This is a genomic window from Paenibacillus hexagrammi, assembly GCF_021513275.1.
In the GTDB taxonomy this organism is placed as follows: domain Bacteria; phylum Bacillota; class Bacilli; order Paenibacillales; family NBRC-103111; genus Paenibacillus_E; species Paenibacillus_E hexagrammi.
The window spans coordinates 2,613,601-2,629,201 of record NZ_CP090978.1 but is presented as its reverse complement, the minus strand read 5'-3'; the positions used below and the strand labels follow the sequence as shown (position 1 = coordinate 2,629,201).

19 protein-coding genes and 1 pseudogene are annotated in these 15,601 nt (G+C 44.6%); 17 read left to right on the top strand and 3 right to left on the bottom strand.

From position 1 onward, the window contains the following. Nucleotides 1-10 precede the first annotated feature (10 nt). From L0M14_RS11585 to L0M14_RS11565, 5 genes are all read left to right on the top strand, one after another. On the top strand, nt 11-409 hold the full coding sequence (locus L0M14_RS11585; protein ID WP_235122228.1) for a DsrE/DsrF/DrsH-like family protein: 399 nt from the start codon (nt 11-13) through the stop codon (nt 407-409). A gap of 141 nt (nt 410-550) precedes the next feature. Then, complete coding sequence (locus tag L0M14_RS11580) at nt 551-778, top strand: sulfurtransferase TusA family protein (protein WP_235122227.1); 228 nt, start codon at nt 551-553, stop codon at nt 776-778. Nucleotides 779-1,019: 241 nt separating this feature from the next. Continuing rightward, the gene (locus L0M14_RS11575) at nt 1,020-1,502 is read left to right on the top strand and encodes a DsrE/DsrF/DrsH-like family protein (RefSeq protein ID WP_235122226.1); all 483 of its coding nucleotides are present in this window, start codon (nt 1,020-1,022) and stop codon (nt 1,500-1,502) included. A 50-nt stretch (nt 1,503-1,552) separates the two neighbouring features. Then, nucleotides 1,553-1,813, top strand: coding sequence for a metal-sensitive transcriptional regulator (locus L0M14_RS11570; protein ID WP_235122225.1), 261 nt, complete (start codon nt 1,553-1,555; stop codon nt 1,811-1,813). Between the two features lie 22 nt (nt 1,814-1,835). Next, nucleotides 1,836-2,225 carry a rhodanese-like domain-containing protein gene (locus L0M14_RS11565; protein ID WP_311198873.1) on the top strand — a complete coding sequence of 130 codons (390 nt, stop codon included), beginning with the start codon at nt 1,836-1,838 and terminating at the stop codon, nt 2,223-2,225. Nucleotides 2,226-2,702: 477 nt separating this feature from the next. Here the strand turns inward: L0M14_RS11565 and L0M14_RS11560 are convergent, their stop codons facing one another. The 3 genes from L0M14_RS11560 to L0M14_RS11550 form a co-directional block, all read right to left on the bottom strand. Continuing rightward, nucleotides 2,703-3,149, bottom strand: a complete 447-nt coding sequence (locus L0M14_RS11560; RefSeq protein ID WP_235122224.1) for a peptidase inhibitor family I36 protein — start codon at nt 3,147-3,149, stop codon at nt 2,703-2,705. Nucleotides 3,150-3,287: 138 nt separating this feature from the next. Continuing rightward, entirely contained in the window at nt 3,288-4,115 is an 828-nt protein-coding gene (locus tag L0M14_RS11555) for an alpha/beta fold hydrolase (protein WP_235122223.1), read from the bottom strand. Between the two features lie 18 nt (nt 4,116-4,133). Continuing rightward, a complete protein-coding gene (locus tag L0M14_RS11550) occupies nt 4,134-4,598 on the bottom strand; it encodes a DinB family protein (protein ID WP_235122222.1) in 465 nt (154 codons plus the stop codon). A 207-nt stretch (nt 4,599-4,805) separates the two neighbouring features. On the opposite strand from L0M14_RS11550, the gene L0M14_RS11545 reads away from it, so the two are divergent. The 12 genes and pseudogenes from L0M14_RS11545 (at nt 4,806) to L0M14_RS11490 (ending at nt 15,576) form a co-directional block, all read left to right on the top strand. After that, nucleotides 4,806-5,714, top strand: coding sequence for a LysR family transcriptional regulator (locus L0M14_RS11545; protein ID WP_235122221.1), 909 nt, complete (start codon nt 4,806-4,808; stop codon nt 5,712-5,714). 218 nt (nt 5,715-5,932) lie between these two features. After that, nucleotides 5,933-7,063 carry an NADH:flavin oxidoreductase gene (locus tag L0M14_RS11540; RefSeq protein ID WP_235122220.1) on the top strand — a complete coding sequence of 377 codons (1,131 nt, stop codon included), beginning with the start codon at nt 5,933-5,935 and terminating at the stop codon, nt 7,061-7,063. A gap of 262 nt (nt 7,064-7,325) precedes the next feature. Next, nucleotides 7,326-7,895: a YdhK family protein gene (locus L0M14_RS11535; protein ID WP_235122219.1), complete on the top strand. Its 570-nt coding sequence runs from the start codon at nt 7,326-7,328 to the stop codon at nt 7,893-7,895. A gap of 205 nt (nt 7,896-8,100) precedes the next feature. Then, nucleotides 8,101-8,706: an undecaprenyl-diphosphatase gene (locus tag L0M14_RS11530; protein ID WP_235122218.1), complete on the top strand. Its 606-nt coding sequence runs from the start codon at nt 8,101-8,103 to the stop codon at nt 8,704-8,706. A gap of 176 nt (nt 8,707-8,882) precedes the next feature. Further along, nucleotides 8,883-9,305 (top strand): phosphatase PAP2 family protein, encoded by a 423-nt coding sequence (locus tag L0M14_RS11525; protein WP_235122217.1) that lies wholly within the window; start codon nt 8,883-8,885, stop codon nt 9,303-9,305. A 38-nt stretch (nt 9,306-9,343) separates the two neighbouring features. Next, nucleotides 9,344-9,874: an RNA polymerase sigma factor gene (locus L0M14_RS11520; protein WP_235122216.1), complete on the top strand. Its 531-nt coding sequence runs from the start codon at nt 9,344-9,346 to the stop codon at nt 9,872-9,874. Between the two features lie 2 nt (nt 9,875-9,876). Beyond that, on the top strand, nt 9,877-10,383 hold the full coding sequence (locus L0M14_RS11515) for an anti-sigma factor family protein (RefSeq protein ID WP_235122215.1): 507 nt from the start codon (nt 9,877-9,879) through the stop codon (nt 10,381-10,383). Continuing rightward, nucleotides 10,380-11,213: a hypothetical protein gene (locus L0M14_RS11510; protein WP_235122214.1), complete on the top strand. Its 834-nt coding sequence runs from the start codon at nt 10,380-10,382 to the stop codon at nt 11,211-11,213. The genes L0M14_RS11515 and L0M14_RS11510 overlap by 4 nt, the downstream gene beginning before the upstream one ends. A gap of 70 nt (nt 11,214-11,283) precedes the next feature. Next, complete coding sequence (locus L0M14_RS11505) at nt 11,284-12,291, top strand: alkaline phosphatase family protein (protein WP_235122213.1); 1,008 nt, start codon at nt 11,284-11,286, stop codon at nt 12,289-12,291. A 95-nt stretch (nt 12,292-12,386) separates the two neighbouring features. Beyond that, nucleotides 12,387-13,562, top strand: coding sequence for a stalk domain-containing protein (locus L0M14_RS11500; RefSeq protein ID WP_235122212.1), 1,176 nt, complete (start codon nt 12,387-12,389; stop codon nt 13,560-13,562). A 35-nt stretch (nt 13,563-13,597) separates the two neighbouring features. Beyond that, nucleotides 13,598-14,335: a response regulator transcription factor gene (locus L0M14_RS11495; RefSeq protein ID WP_235122211.1), complete on the top strand. Its 738-nt coding sequence runs from the start codon at nt 13,598-13,600 to the stop codon at nt 14,333-14,335. Beyond that, nucleotides 14,283-15,576: pseudogene (locus L0M14_RS11490) on the top strand (sensor histidine kinase). The gene L0M14_RS11495 and the pseudogene L0M14_RS11490 overlap by 53 nt, the downstream one beginning before the upstream one ends. Nucleotides 15,577-15,601: the final 25 nt, after the last annotated feature.

The following is a 15,601-nucleotide window of genomic DNA, read 5'->3' as shown; positions in this document are numbered from 1 at the left end:
ACTGACTATCATGGCCAACAAAAAAGTAGCTCTTATTGCATCTTCCGGCGGTCTTGAAACAGCTTATAAGGTTCTGAACATAGCCACAGCCGCGGCGGCGCTTGATGCTGAGGTCGCCATCTTTTTCACCTTTGAGGGGCTTTCCATCATTCACAAACAGTCCGAGCAGCTGCTTCGGCTGAAGCCCGGCAATGAAGGTTTAGCGGAAGGGTTCAAGAAAAACAATGTTCCTTCCATCGGAGAGCTCATGGAAATCGCAAAAGAATCCGGAGTGCGCCTCATTGGCTGCCAAATGACGATCGACGTGATGGGACTGCAGCCGGAACATTTCATTGAAGGGATCGAACTGGGCGGCGCTGCGACTTTCTTGGATTTTGCCTTTGATGCGCAAGTAAGCTTGAACTTCTAAACAAGTCGCAAAGCAAGAGATTACTGCGATCCAGTGCAACCAAGTTGCATGTAGATTTATATCGTACATCTGAACTCAAGATGGAACCCGGATCGCAGCGCAGTGTATATTACGAAACTATGTAAAGGGAGAGAAACGCAGATGGCAAACTTGGTTGTAGATGCAAAAGGACTGGCATGTCCGATGCCGATTGTAAAGGCGAAGAAGGGAATCGACACATTGGAACCGGGGCAAACCATGGAGCTGCAAACGACGGACAAGGGCTCCATGAAGGATTTCCAGGCATGGGTGAACCAAACCAATCACGAACTGGTAGAGGCACGAGAAGACAGTGGTGTATTTACCTTTGTTGTGAAGAAAGGCTCCTGAAAAATATAACATGGCTGCCACGAGAGTGGCAGCTTTTTTAAAAAGAACACACCATGGCTTCTAAAACAGCACATCTGTCCATACTGGCATTAATCTCCGATTGAAACCATACCCCAATGGGTATACAATGAATTCATAACACGAATCGCAATCGTGCCAGTATCGAATATCGTCAAGACCGATATTTTTTTTAACAGAAATCATACCCATACTCGTATGTGTAAAGATAGAAAGGATTGATATGGACGTGAACAAAGAAAAATCGACGATTGTATTATTTAGCGGGGAATTGGACAAAGCGATAGCCGCCTTCATCATTGCCAATGGAGCAGCTGCTTACGATCATGAGGTGACCATTTTCTTCACATTCTGGGGCCTGAACGCACTGCGCAAGGATGAGTCTGCATTCGTGAAGAAAGGTTGGCTCGAGAGAATGTTTGCAAAAATGATGCCCCGCGGAGCAGACAAGCTTGGTTTGTCCAGAATGAACTTTGGCGGTATTGGGCCCAAAATGATCAAGCATGTTATGAAAAAGCATAACGCTTTGACGCTGCCGCAGCTCATCGAACTGGCTCAGGAGCAAGGAGTGAAATTGGTTGCTTGTACCATGACAATGGACCTGCTTGGCTTGCAGCAGGAAGAGTTACTGGACGGTATTGAATACGCGGGCGTTGCTGCTTACTTAGGAGACGCTGCAGACGCTAAAGTCAACTTGTTTATTTAAAGGAGGGCAGACAGTTATTATGATGTGTAAAGGAAAGGTGGTCGTATCACATGCACTATGATGAAGACGTGAAAAAGAGATTAAAGCGGGTAGAGGGACAAATTCGCGGTGTGCTGAAAATGATGGAAGAAGAGCAGCCCTGCAAAGATGTTGTGGCCCAGTTATCTGCCGTAAGAAGTGCTGCGGATAAGGCCATCGCTTACATCGTTGCGGTTAATCTAGAGCAATGCATTTTGGAAGAAAAAGAAGCCGGAAGAGATACGAGCAAAGTTGTTCAGCAGGCGATGGAATTACTTGTGAAAAGCCGATAAGCCTTAAGGAAAAGAGGTTGTAATGATGGATATACATGTAACCATACGAATTGTGGTCATCGCACTCTTTGCCATGTTTATATATTCACGATTCGCTGGAGTCAAAGGACTTAAAAACTTAAGGACGGAGCAGTTCAAAGATGAACTGAAAACAAACCCAAATAAAATGCTCGTGGATGTTCGGGAACCGAATGAAGTCAAGCGAGGGTATATTGCCGGGGCAGTCAATATTCCCTTATCCCAAATGAAACAGCGGATTGGTGAAATTCCAGCGGGAAAAAGCATTTATCTATATTGCCAAAGCGGGATGAGAAGCAAACAGGCGGCGCGAGTCCTGCAGAAGAACGGTTACCGTGAACTTGCTCATCTGCAAGGCGGCATCATGGCATGGGACGGAAAACTATCGAAATGAAACAAAAATCATTAGCTCCCGCGTCAGGGCTAATGATTTTTCTATACTTACCTAAGAATAGAACATGTGCAAATACTTATTTTGTCGCAGTACTGTAATGCTCCACATAGCCTTCTAGGGACGGGATGAATTCTTTCTCGTAATGGTTCTGTGGACAAGCTTTAATAATATGCGACAAAACCACATTAGATTTATGAGTAAGAAGCATTTCGTTGCAAACGGGGCATTTTTCTTGTGTGAGTCGATTAATGAAGCCCATCACGATACCTCCTAATTCCGATTAGTATACTATGAATTATAAAGCGAGAAAGGCTAGGTTGTAAATAAGATATTGCTCACTCACTTATATCGAGGGGGCGTAAACGAATGAGTTCACAAGGTGCTGGAAAAACAACTCTGCGACTAGTTGTCTGTTGCCCTTCCCTGAAAACAAAGAAGGACGATCTGGGCCTAAGCCTGGATCGTCCTTCCTTCTTGCTAATTATGTTTTACAACTTTTCTGTTCATGGCAACGGTCCCGTTTCCGAGAACCTCTGCAAAATTTTCCGGTGCAACACGACGCGCTTGGATGTCGTCGATTTCAGCATTGGTGAGACGTCTGCGCGACATGATGAAGGATGATGTCTGATCATTGAAGTCAGGCAGGCTGTCTACTTCGATGGAGCCGCGAAACACCTTGCGGGGTCCTTGGTAATTGATATCCCGGAAAAGTACGAGGGTGCTGTTGCGATTTCCTGCGAACACAAAGCTCGACAGCAGATCATTGAAGTTAAAAATCACTAGGGTGCGAACCCCCAAGTTGCCACGAAAACGAAGACGGCGTCCCTTTTGATCGTTATTCTCCCAAAGCACCAGTGTAGGAAGAGTTTGAGTAATAACAGCTTTTCTAACTCCTGGTTTTTTTACGATAGTCTTATTCTTCATGTGCTCACCTCCTCGATAATATACGCTCTCGAATCGAAGAAGCTTGTATGATTGACTATAGAATGGCTAAAAGGCGAATGTCATAATAAACGTGAGCAGTGTTCCGTATGGTCAGAAATACATGACGGGGCTCTTGTTCTACTGCTCATGCAATGCGAAGGCCATCAGATCGTTATTGATGCGCTCCATATGCGTAATGTAAAGTCCATGCGGAGCGTTTTCGTACAAGTGGAAGCGGGCATTCGGCACAAGCTTGACAGCGATCTTCCCTGACATTTCGACGGGCATTGAACGATCGCTATCCCCGTGAATGAACAGAGTGGGTACCGAGATGTCATGCATCTCCGCGCGAAAATCGGTCTCGATGAGTGTGAGATTGCAATCGAGGATGGCCTTGAGCGATGTCTGCAGCATATCGGATTTTGTCCACTCCGTCATTTCCGGCGTGACCTCACATCCAGGCAGCCCGGCGCCAAAATACGGAGCAGCATTCACTTGCAGCCAGCGGGGAAAATCCTTTTTCCACATCGATCGATTGATGTCGATGAGACTTCGATCAAATCCACTGGGATTATCATCCGACTTCAACGGGAAGGGCAGCGTTGTGCCGATGAAGACACACTGCTTCACCTTTTCACTGCCATATCGCGTTAAATAGCGGACAATCTCCCCGCTGCCCATAGAGTGCGCGACCAGCATCACATCTTGAAGGTGCAAATGATCGATGAGTGCAGCGAGATCATCAGCAAGCGTATCGTAGTGGTAGCCGTGACCAGGATCATCCGATCGCCGGTGTCCCCGCCGGTCATAGGCAATGCAGCGAAGCCCCCGGGCAGTTAAATCAATCATTTGATAGTTCCACATTTCAGCACTCAATCCCCATCCGCTCACAAAAACGACAGGCTTCCCCAAACCCCAATCTTTATAATAAAGGCACGTTGCATCTTTCGTTGTCAGGAAAGGCATATTGCCAACCTCCTCTTGTTAACAAATGAATTTGATTTGACTTGAAATCATCCCAAGGTGAATGGCTTCATGAAGGAGCGCGAAGTTCAATAATTCACCAGCTGTGTTGAACTCGAACGGACCGAGCTGATAAGGTGATGTAAGAATCGTGTCAAGCTTATCTGGACTGAGCTCGGATAATTGGGACAGCTGCGCTGCCAGCGTTTGCAGCAGTTCATCCTTGGCAGGCGGGGCGATTACCCAATCGGATGGCTTCGTTCCGCTTCCAAACAAGGTTTCATAATGAGCCGGGATTGCCGAAGGTATTCCGAAGGAAACTGCCGAGCATTTATCGAACCAGTAAATCATGTGACCGATATTCCATCGAATCGTATTGCTCAAGCCTGGTGATTGAAAGTCTATTTGAGTTTCTGTCATTGCTTGCAGCTGTCCGATTACCATCTGACGCAGCATAATTCCTGTTCGAAGAATGGATTGTGTCATCTTTAAAACGCCTCCTAAGTGTAGTTGATTCATTCGATTTCTTAATCAAAGTGTACCTTCACCTTGATGGGAGTAACAATCACGAGATTCCGATGCAAACGATCGGTTTGAGTAATGAATCGGGGAGTGGAAACCATTGGTAATCAATGGTGACTATTATATAATCAATGACAGGAGAGATCGTTAAGAGGCAGGAGGAGATGCGGCATGGAAATTAGGCAGCTTGAATACTTTGTAGCTGTATGTAAGGAGATGCATTTTTCAAGGGCAGCCGAGAAGCTGTGCACGACGCAGTCGAACTTGAGTCAACAAATCAAGTTTTTGGAAAATGAGCTTGGGCTGCCGTTATTCGATCGACTTGGCAGGCGCATTGCGTTAACTGATGCTGGAAGGATTTTGTTAGAACAAGCTCATCAGATTTTTGAACGCATTGATTATATTAAAGGAGCGATCACAGATCTGAAACAAATGGAAGGAGGCAAGCTCGACATCGGGATTTTACCTGGGGATGGGGACCTGTTGTTTGATGCACTATTGATTGACTTTCACCGCAGATACCCCAAACTTACCATTAGCGTTACGGAGACGATGGACGTCTATGAACAAGTTGTCGACGGTAAAAGGGATCTGGGCGTCACGACGCTGCCGCAGAATCCGGATGAACGGATCATAACGATTCCGTTATTTCATGAGGAGTTTGCTTTGGCCGTACCGTACGATCACCCCGTTGCAAAGTCAAAGGCGATTCCATTTGAACAGCTGCAGCAGCTCAAGATGGTTATGTTCGGTCCTGAGCATCAAATAACGAAAATTATTCGCACCTGCTGTCAAGAGCACGGCATTGAGATCAACACCCCGATTGTGACTTCGACGTTATCGACGCTGCTTTCCTTAGTTGCACAAGGGATTGGTGTGGCTGTGCTTCCTAGAATGCTGCTCGATTATTTACACCATGATAGAATCTCAACGGTCACCCTGTTAAATCCGACACCTAGTCAAGAGATTTGCATCCTCTATCGGACCGATCGATTTCTCGGCCAAGCGGCCAAAGTATTTATCGAAGAATTGCAATCTTTCATTCGTAGTGTAGCGGCAAGTACTAAGTCTTTGGGATGAGTCAAACGTTTCAAGAACTGGGATCAGGACGGCCTGACCAAGCCAACAACGAGTTGGATCAGATTTCGTTGTAGAGATACCTCCGAGGTTACAAGTAGTACTTTTGGGAAAAGTATGGTATAGTGAATGTAATAACTGTTATATTACATGTTACAGTTTAGCTGACAAGAATAATGATGAAACCAGAATGTACTTTAGTAATGGAGGTAAAGCCAAAAATGAATACTCAAAAGAGCCAAGTGGACTCCAAGCGTCTAGGACCTTTATTTGACTCCTTTAAGCTAGGAAACTTGAATCTAAAGAACCGGGTCGTCATGGCTCCAATGACGAGAGCGTTCTCTCCCGGAGGAGTGCCGGGTCCTGATGTGGCGGCATATTACCGCCGCCGTGCTGAGAACGGTGTAGGGCTTATTATTACAGAGGGCACGCTGATCAACGATCCGGCTGCCACCAATAATCCGAATATTCCTAATTTCCATGGAGAGGAAGCTCTTAAGGGTTGGGCTCGCGTTGTTGCAGAAGTACATGAAGCCGGCGGGTTGATTATGCCCCAATTGTGGCATATCGGCACGGATCGGAAGGTCGGAGCCGTTCCAAACCCAGAGGAGCTTCCGATCGGACCCTCGGGCATAGATCTAGTAACCGGGGAACAAGTCAACGAGCCAATGAGTCAGGAAAGGATCGATTCCGTTATTGACGCATACGCACAAGCAGCGGCGGACGCCAAGCGGATCGGCTTTGACGGAATTGAGCTACATGGTGCCCACGGTTATTTAATCGATCAGTTTTTTTGGGAACGAACTAACCAGCGCACCGATAAATATGGTGGAGACCTTGTGAAAAGAACCCGCTTTGCGGCTGAAATTATCGCGGCTTGCCGTCGCGCCGTTGGTCCCGATTTCCCTATCATACTGCGAATATCGCAATGGAAATCAAGTGATTACGCGGCCAAATTGGCAGTTTCTCCCGATGAATTGGCTCAATTCCTTGCGCCGCTTGTAGAGGCTGGTGTTGATGTATTTCACTGTTCAACCCGCCGCTTCTGGGAACCAGAGTTTGCCGGCTCCGATCTTAATTTGGCGGGCTGGGTGAAACAATTAACCGGTAAACCTACCATCACTGTTGGCTCCGTAGGTCTCGATAATGAGTTTATCTCGTCGTTTAGAGGAGAAACTGCAGGTACGGCGAACGTGGATTCCTTGATCGACAAGCTCGACAACGGGGAGTTCGATTTGGTTGCAGTCGGCCGTGCGTTACTGGTTGACCCGGCGTGGGCCGCTAAGGTACGAGATGGCCGGCTTGATGAGCTGAAGCCTTTTACTCCTGAAGCGCTCGGTTCGCTATCTTGATTTTGCTTTACATTCATTAGGGCCTCCTAATTAGTGGGAGAGCCCTTTTCTTTTTTGGGGAAGCCGAACAAGACAGAGTCTGGTTTGAATACCATAGAGGGGTATGGTATTATATTTGAGTGGAACGGTGGCTTTTATGGGAGGTCGTGATCTCATATTTGCAAAGGGATGGGTTTAAAACCTTAGAAGCAGACACCGGCATCAGAGCTCTTGATCTAATACGCGGGGGAAATATCGAAAGAACAGTGGAGGGAATATTTCTATGAATAAGAAGATTGCTTTACTTAGTGCGGCTGTGATACTAGCTGTTACTTTAAGTGCATGTGGCAAAACTTCAAATCAAGAGACAAACAAGAGTCAGCAAGAGACGAATCATTCAGGCATGAAGATGGACAGCATGAACCATACATCTTCGGACAAGCTCCCTGATGGTATGAGAGAGGCTGATAATCCTAAATTTAAAGCTGGTAGCCACGCAGTTATACACACTGATCATATGCCGGGCATGGACGGCGCTGCAGCAACGATCGTCAAGGTTTATCAAACCACTGTATACGCTGTTTCGTACGTCCCAACAACAGGCGGTGAAAAGGTTACGAACCACAAATGGGTTGTACAAGAGGAAATAAAGGATGCGGGAAATAAACCACTGAATAAAGGAACTGAAGTTACTCTAATGGCCGATCACATGCCCGGTATGAATGGAGTGAAGGCAACCATAGATTCAGCCGAGCAAACAAACGTATATATCGTAGACTATACACCGACAACCGGCGGTGCACCTGTTACAAACCATAAATGGGTCACCGAAAGCGAGCTATCGGCAAAATAACACACCATAAATAGCACGAACAATTGATTGGCTAGTCAGACGCCCCCAAGCCCGTTATGTAGAAATAGAGAATGGTCCATTTTCGGACTATTATCTATTTTTTCTCCGAATTTGCTTTGGCTGAACTTTTATGAAAAAAAGCCAGTCCTTTTATTCTGTATGTAACCAACACGAAAGAAGGTCATGGCAATTGAATACGTTTAACATGGATTATCAGGTTTTTCAGTTCATTAATCATTTAGCGGCAAGCATTCCATCAATGAATCCATTGATGCGCTTTTTAGCACAAGATGCAGAGTATTTGTTTTACTTAGGCGTCGTTATTTATTGGTTAACTAGGCTTCCCATGAACCGAAGAATGGTGGCCTCAGCCCTCTTGTCGGCTTGCGCAGCCCTTGGCATCGGGGGAATCATTTCACATTTCTTTTATCGCGACAGACCTTTTGTTCATCATGCTGTTATTCAATTAATTCAACATCCGGCTAATGCATCTTTTCCTAGCGATCATGCAACAGGAGCATTTGTAATCGCAGCTGCTATCTGGATGTACCGAAAAAAGGACGGCACAGTGTGGTTAACAATAGCATCGCTGATTGCTTTATCACGCATCTGGACAGGTGTTCATTATCCACTTGATGTAACAGCCGGAGCCTTCTTGGGGATAGTGAGTGCCATTTCCGTGCATCAGCTGTTCGAACGGTCTGCAATTGCTAAACGTTATTTACAGCTATCCATAGACACCTATGAAATTATCGAGCAAAAGATATGGACGAAGCGATCAAAAATCAATAAAACGAGGAGTGAGATGTAACATGAAGAGGGTTGTCGAAGGCTCGATGATCCTTGTATTACCAGCCTGTTACGAATGACTTGTTAAGAAAAGTAAGTAAATCATGATCCCCTTAGGCAAATCTTGCTTAAGGGGTATTATTACTGAATGAAAGTAAAAAATAATGAAAAATTTAACTGAACCTTTGGAATACTTGGATGAATCGCTTGCTTATCTGGCACCCTCTGCTTGAAATGGGGTTCATGTTGTTCGTTTTAATCGGAGGTGAACTGTGGGACGAGGGACTACGGAGACTTTTTCATTGCACGGGACCGAAGAATATTGTAGGAACCTTTCCCAGCGAACAAACGTTAATAACGATCACATTCTTAGGTTTCGCGTTATTTTTATTTGTACGGCATCTGCATGTGACATGGGTTCGAACAGTGGCATCTGCACTCTTGGTGCTTGCTGTTTCCTTACTTGTGGGGCTTAGCAGAGTTTATTTCAACATCCAATATCCGAGTGATGTGATGGCAGGCTATGTGTTCGGAGGAGTTTGGTTGAGCTTAAATATCATGATGTTAGAAATTTTCCGGCTCACTAAATGGAATAAGATGAGCTTGTCGACTTCATCGTAGATCGTTTTTATGTAGGTGCTCTGGGGGGAAGATTATGCGTGGATCAAGAATTATATGAAGTAATCCGCACAGCTAAAGCTGGCGATAAAGAAGCATTCGCCTTGCTTATCAAGAGATATAAAGCCAGCGTGTATCGCTATGCATTCGGCATGCTGTCAGATCGGATGGAAGCAGAAGATGTGGCTCAAGAAGCTTTTATTAAAGCATTCTATGCACTTCCCAAGCTTGAAAATAGCTTTGCTTTTACATCGTGGTTAACTCGCATTGTCTCTAATTTGTGCTACGATAGGCTGCAAAAGCGTAAAAAGGAGAATACGTCGCCACAGGAGTGGGTTGAAACGACAACACAAATCGATTTAAAGCAAACCGATCTGCAGATGTCCATACAAGAAGCTATGAATACATTAAGCCCGGAACACAAAGAAGTTATTATCCTACGAGATGTGGAAGGTTATACTTATGACGAAATTGCCGGGATGATCCACATTCCTGTTGGAACCGTTAAATCACGCATAAACGCCGCGCGGCTTTTGCTGCGCAAGGAAATGAAAAGGGGAATGGAGGAATAGACTTGACTGACCATATCGAGGATCTCATATCCGCTTATATAGATTATGAATTGACAGAAGAAGAACGCAAGCTTGTCGAAGAGCATTTGGAGCAGTGTCTGGAGTGCTCCGCGTTACGCAATGATTTGCTGGCTATCCAGAATCAGATATTTACTTCATTACGCCCTATTGAAGCACCCGTTAGCCTGGAAGATAAAGTTATTACAGAATTAAAGATGAAGGTGTCAACTTCACGTACACGATTGCGTAAATGGTTCTTGGTTCCAATTCTAACTGTACTAGTTCTATTTGTAATAGTTGCTATATTCTCTAATTCCATTCTATTTAATCTGAGTTCAATCTTAGTTAAGTTCGGATTTAATATGATTTATGCAATTGGCAACGTGTTGGGGGCCGAACCGTTAATGGTTTTGAGTATGGCTGTAATTGCTCTTGTGATCATTATCACATCCGGCTTATCGATCAAGCACTTGCTGAAATCTAAAGTAATTCAGGGGGATTCGATTTGAAAAATAAACATTCGATGCTCACGATAAGCATATTGCTCGTTTGTTTCCTATTGCTGCTGCCGACTCATGCGATGGCTAAGGGAATCTTTGATCATCAAAATACGATTGTTCCAGAAAATCAAAGTGTAGATGATGTCATCGTCATAGGTGGGGATGCTACCATTCTAGGAACAGTAACCGATGGTGTTATAGTATTCAACGGGGATGTAAATTTAAAATCATCAGCCAAAGTCAATGGTTTTGTTTTCGTCATTGGCGGTAATGTGCGGGCCGAGCAGGGTGCAGTTGTAACAGATGAAATCATCGACTTTTCTTTCGATACTGCGACCAAAAATAGCCTGCTCATAGGTGGAGGGATCGTCGTCGGAACTTGGCTTTCACAGCTGGCAGTTAGTATTCTACTTGTCATGTTGTCTGTCCTCATCGTATTTGTAAGCAAAAGTAGAATGAACTCGTTTGTTGATCGTGCTCGCCGCGCCCCAGGATCTCTTTTATCCATTGGATTTTTCAGCAGTTTAATTCTTATCGCGCTATCCGTATTGCTCTTTATTATGATTATTGGGATTCCTCTTGCGGTAATGATCTTAATTTTCATTGTGTTTGCATTCATTTATGGATTCGCAGTCTTAAGTATGGTAGTTGGGTCTTATATTCGATTGAGCCATGCTAGTCCCGACTGGCTAGTTGCATTAACAGGCTCCGCCGTATTGGTTTCTTTTATGAATATACCGCTGATTGGAGCCCTGCTATTCTTCCTGATTATGGTGTACTCCATTGGCATCATAACGCTGTGGGTGCTGGAAAAATGGAAAAAGAGGCCGCTTAGCTAGGCCAGATGTCAAGTCACACGCTGCTCATTCATCGAAATCATTCACTATTAGCATCGAGAGGCGGAATACCGTGTTGAAATTTCTACTTTGTCTAAGTTCATTTCTGCTGTTTCTGACAGCCTGTTCACAAACAGATGCTCCCAATCAAGCGCAGCCAACGCCTGCGAAACAGACGCAATCAGCTCCCGCATCCAGTCCAACAAGCACCAAGCAACCCTCGGGCGAGGCTGCACCAGCTGCGCCTATCTCATCATCTAAACCGGCCGTGCCCAGTCACACGCCAGCATCTACGACCCCAGCAACTACCCAAACGAAAAGTTCAGGTCTTCCTAAGCCTGAACATGTAGTGATCGTTGTTGAGGAGAACCATTCCTTCGATAAGGTGATCGGGAACAAATCAGCTCCTTACATGAACGCTTTGACCCAGCAAGGAGCCTTTTTTACGCAATCCTTTGCCATGACGCACCCTAGTCAACCTAATTATTTAATTCTATATTCCGGCTCTGACCAGGGAGTGAAGGATGATTCCTGCGGGCATACCTTTGGAACAGATAACTTGGGCAGCGAGCTCCTGAATGCCAAGCTTTCGTTCGGAGGTTATTCCGAGGATTTACCATCTGTGGGGTCAACTGTTTGTACGAATCACCAATATGGCCGCAAGCATAGTCCTTGGGTTGACTTCAGCAATGTTCCTAAGGAATGGAACATGCCGCTGCAGAGCTTTCCTACCGAAGATTTCAGTAAATTGCCCACCATATCTTATGTGATTCCGAACTTGGATCATGACATGCACGATGGTACCATCAACGCCGCAGACAATTGGTTAAAGCTCCATTTGGACCCTTATATACAATGGGCTAAAAACCATAATAGCTTAGTCATTCTAACTTGGGATGAAGATGATTCATCGAAAAAGAACCACATCCCTACACTTTTTGTTGGACCGATGGTTGTAAGCACAAAGTCTGATCAACCCATCACACATTTAAATGTTCTTCGCACATTGGAAGATATGTACAACCTGCCTTATGCAGGTAAATCCGGTGACGTTGAGCCAATTACAGGCGTTTGGAAATAAAAATAGACCATGTAAGGCCCAATAGATATCGCTGTTTTCATCGTGCTTTCATTTTCCTCTTTTATAATACGGATATTACATCCTGGAGGAATGAAATGAGACTTAAGCAGCGAAATATGGGTCTGTTTATGATGGTTATGTTAGGATCAACCGTTACTTTTGCAGGTGGGAAGGCCCATGCCGCCGATTCGATCCAAGTCCGTGTCGAGAATCACATGGTTCGAACAGACACTCCCCCTGTCAATGATGACGGTACAACTATGATCGAGCTGCGCCCGATCTTTGAAGCTCTTGGTATGAAAGTTACATGGAATGATCAAACCCAAGAAGCAACTGGGGAAGGAAAAGGAGTCAAGATTACGTTCCGTATTGGGGATAACGCAACTGTTATCAACGGAAAAAGAAGAGATATGCCAGTGTCACCTTTTATCAGTGAGGGACATGTTATGGTTCCCCTTCGCATATTAGGAGAAGCTTGCGGTCAGCATGTTGCATGGAATGGAGATACCAAGCTTATTACGCTGACGAAGAAAATCAAGACCTACAAGATCTTCTACGGCAATCCAACCCCCGCCATTATTGAGCAAATGAAAGCTTACGATCTGGTCGTCATTGAGCCTTCAGTCTATAGACAGGATCAGATCGCAGCTATAAAAAGTAAGGGTACAATCGTGATCGGATATCAGAGTATCATGGAAATCGATTTACACCAGCAGCAATATGTGGACCGTTTGCAAGATTCCGATTATTTCCACGACAAAAACGGAGATACGGTATATTTCGAAGAATGGAGATCGTACCTGGCAGACTTGAGCAAATCTCATTTGAGACAAGTTCTTTATGACCAAATCGAGTTGGGAATTGTGAAGAAGGGTATGGATGGGGTGTTTTTGGATACCGTTGATCATATCGATTCGTATTTTGCTCACCAAACGGATTACCAAGAAAGATTGAGATCCTCGTACGTAGAACTTTTAAAAAGGTTAAAGGCTACATCACCGAACTTATATTTGATCCAAAATAATGGATTTGAAACCTTGGAATCGGCATCGCTACCGTATGTGAGCGGCGTTCTCTGGGAAAATCTCTTCAAGTATTCCACAACCCCTGATGAGTGGACCGCGGAGTGGCTTCAGCAGCTTACTGCAATCAAGGAACAGAACGGTACGACCATCTTTACAACAGTGCCTAACAAAGAAGCTCAATATATAAGCGAAAATATTGGATTTCCTACGATAATAAACAAGGATTCGATTTATAATACATGGTAACAATGGGGGGAAACTAAGAAGGGTGGTGGTGACACTTGCATATCTTACTGGTCGAGGATGATAGAAAGCTGGGCGAGTTGATTCAATACAAACTTAACAAGCAGCTGAACCAGGTGGAATGGGCATTAGATGCAGAAAATGCGATGGAATTCATGGAACGATCCACCTTTGATATGTATATTTTAGACTGGATGATGCCCCATAAAACCGGAATTGAGCTTTGCAAAGAAATCCGAATGAAAAAGGATCGCACGCCGATCCTTATGTTAACCGCTCGTGATTCCATTACGGACCGCGTGCAGGGTTTAAATGCAGGAGCAGATGATTACTTGGTGAAGCCCTTTGCTTTCGAGGAATTAATTGCACGCCTTCATGCCTTATACCGTAGAAAGGAAACGAACTGGGAAGCGGATACTAAAATATTTGGTGATATTCTTGTCGTTGACTATGGTACATATGAAGTGAAAAGAAACGGAGTAGCCGTTCCTCTTTCGCGCCGCGAATTTCAATTGCTTTCCTTTATGTCGCAGCATCCTAAACAAATATTAAGCAGAGAGCAGCTGATTGACCACGTATGGGGCTTAGATGCGGAAATTACTCTCAATACAGTTGATGCGACCATTAAATTATTGCGCAAGAAACTGGACGACCCCTTCTCCGATAAAATCATACATAATGTTCGTGGACTTGGTTACCGTCTGGTGGTAGAGGGGGAGATTAATGTTCAATCGGACAAGAAAGCAGCTGACGATATTTTTCGGCAGTATTCTTAGTGTTGTGATCATTCTCATCACAGCCTTTTTTTATTTGATTCTACAGGAAACCCTTCATCACAACGAATTTCAAAAACTAGAAGATCTGCAGAAAAAAATGTCCCAGCAATGGGAACATCGATTGCAGGAGCAACAAGAGAAAAAGCGTCCTATGGAGCACGAAACCAAGAACATCGAATGGATCTTTCTGCTTTCGGACGAATTAGTCGTATGGAGGAATCCAGATGGTAGAACTCAAGCCTCTCCAAGCCGCTATACAGAGATGTCCGATCAGCTCTTACATTGGGCGCAACAAAACGAAATGAAAAGTGAGCAGGGTGAACGATTCTACGTGGAAGCAGGGGGTGAAAGGCAGACCTTTCTGGTTAGTTCCCACATTTTACATGACGCCGGCGGCGTATGTTGGATGGCTATAGACATCACCTCAAATGCAAAGCTTCTGGATACAATTAGGCTGATTCTACTGGTTTCTACCTTTGTTTTATTAACCATAGCCATCTGGTTGGCTTATGTGTTTGCCGGTAAAGCCATGGTTCCTATCAAAAAATCCTATTATCGTCAGATTGAATTCACAACGAATGCATCTCATGAACTAAGGACACCACTGAGTGTTATTCATTCTTCCGTAGAATTATTAGAGGAATCCAAGGATACATTGCCCGAATTTGAACAGCACATCCTCCATAATTTAAAAGATGAAGTACAAAGGATGATTCGCCTTGTAGAGTCCTTGTTAACCCTAGCCCGCAGTGATTCTAAATCTTTACAAGTGAAGTCAGAGCATGTTGATATCGTTCAAATTACTCATCAAGTGTTCCTATCCATGCAGCCTTTGGCCCTAAAAAAAGGAGTACACTTACAGCTGGAAACACCTAAGAATGATCTAGGAAGCAGCTTCATTGTTGGACATGCAGATCAAGTCAAGCAGCTTCTATACATCTTACTTGATAATGCCATTAAGTATACGCCGCCTGGCGGAAAGGTCACGATTGCATGTGAACCTTCTCATAACGCTGGGATGAAACTGCAGATTGCTGATACAGGGATCGGCATACCAAAAGAAGAACTCGAACGTATATTCGAGCGTTTCTACAGGGTGGACAAAGCACGTTCCGGAATTGGGCGGGGCAGGATTAGGGCTTTCTATTGCAGCCGACATCTTAAGCAATCACGGTGCTCACATTCACGTTACGAGTGAAGAAGGGAAAGGGAGCATATTCGAAATTAAATTCAGTGATTGACTATTTTCAGATTACTTTCATTTAC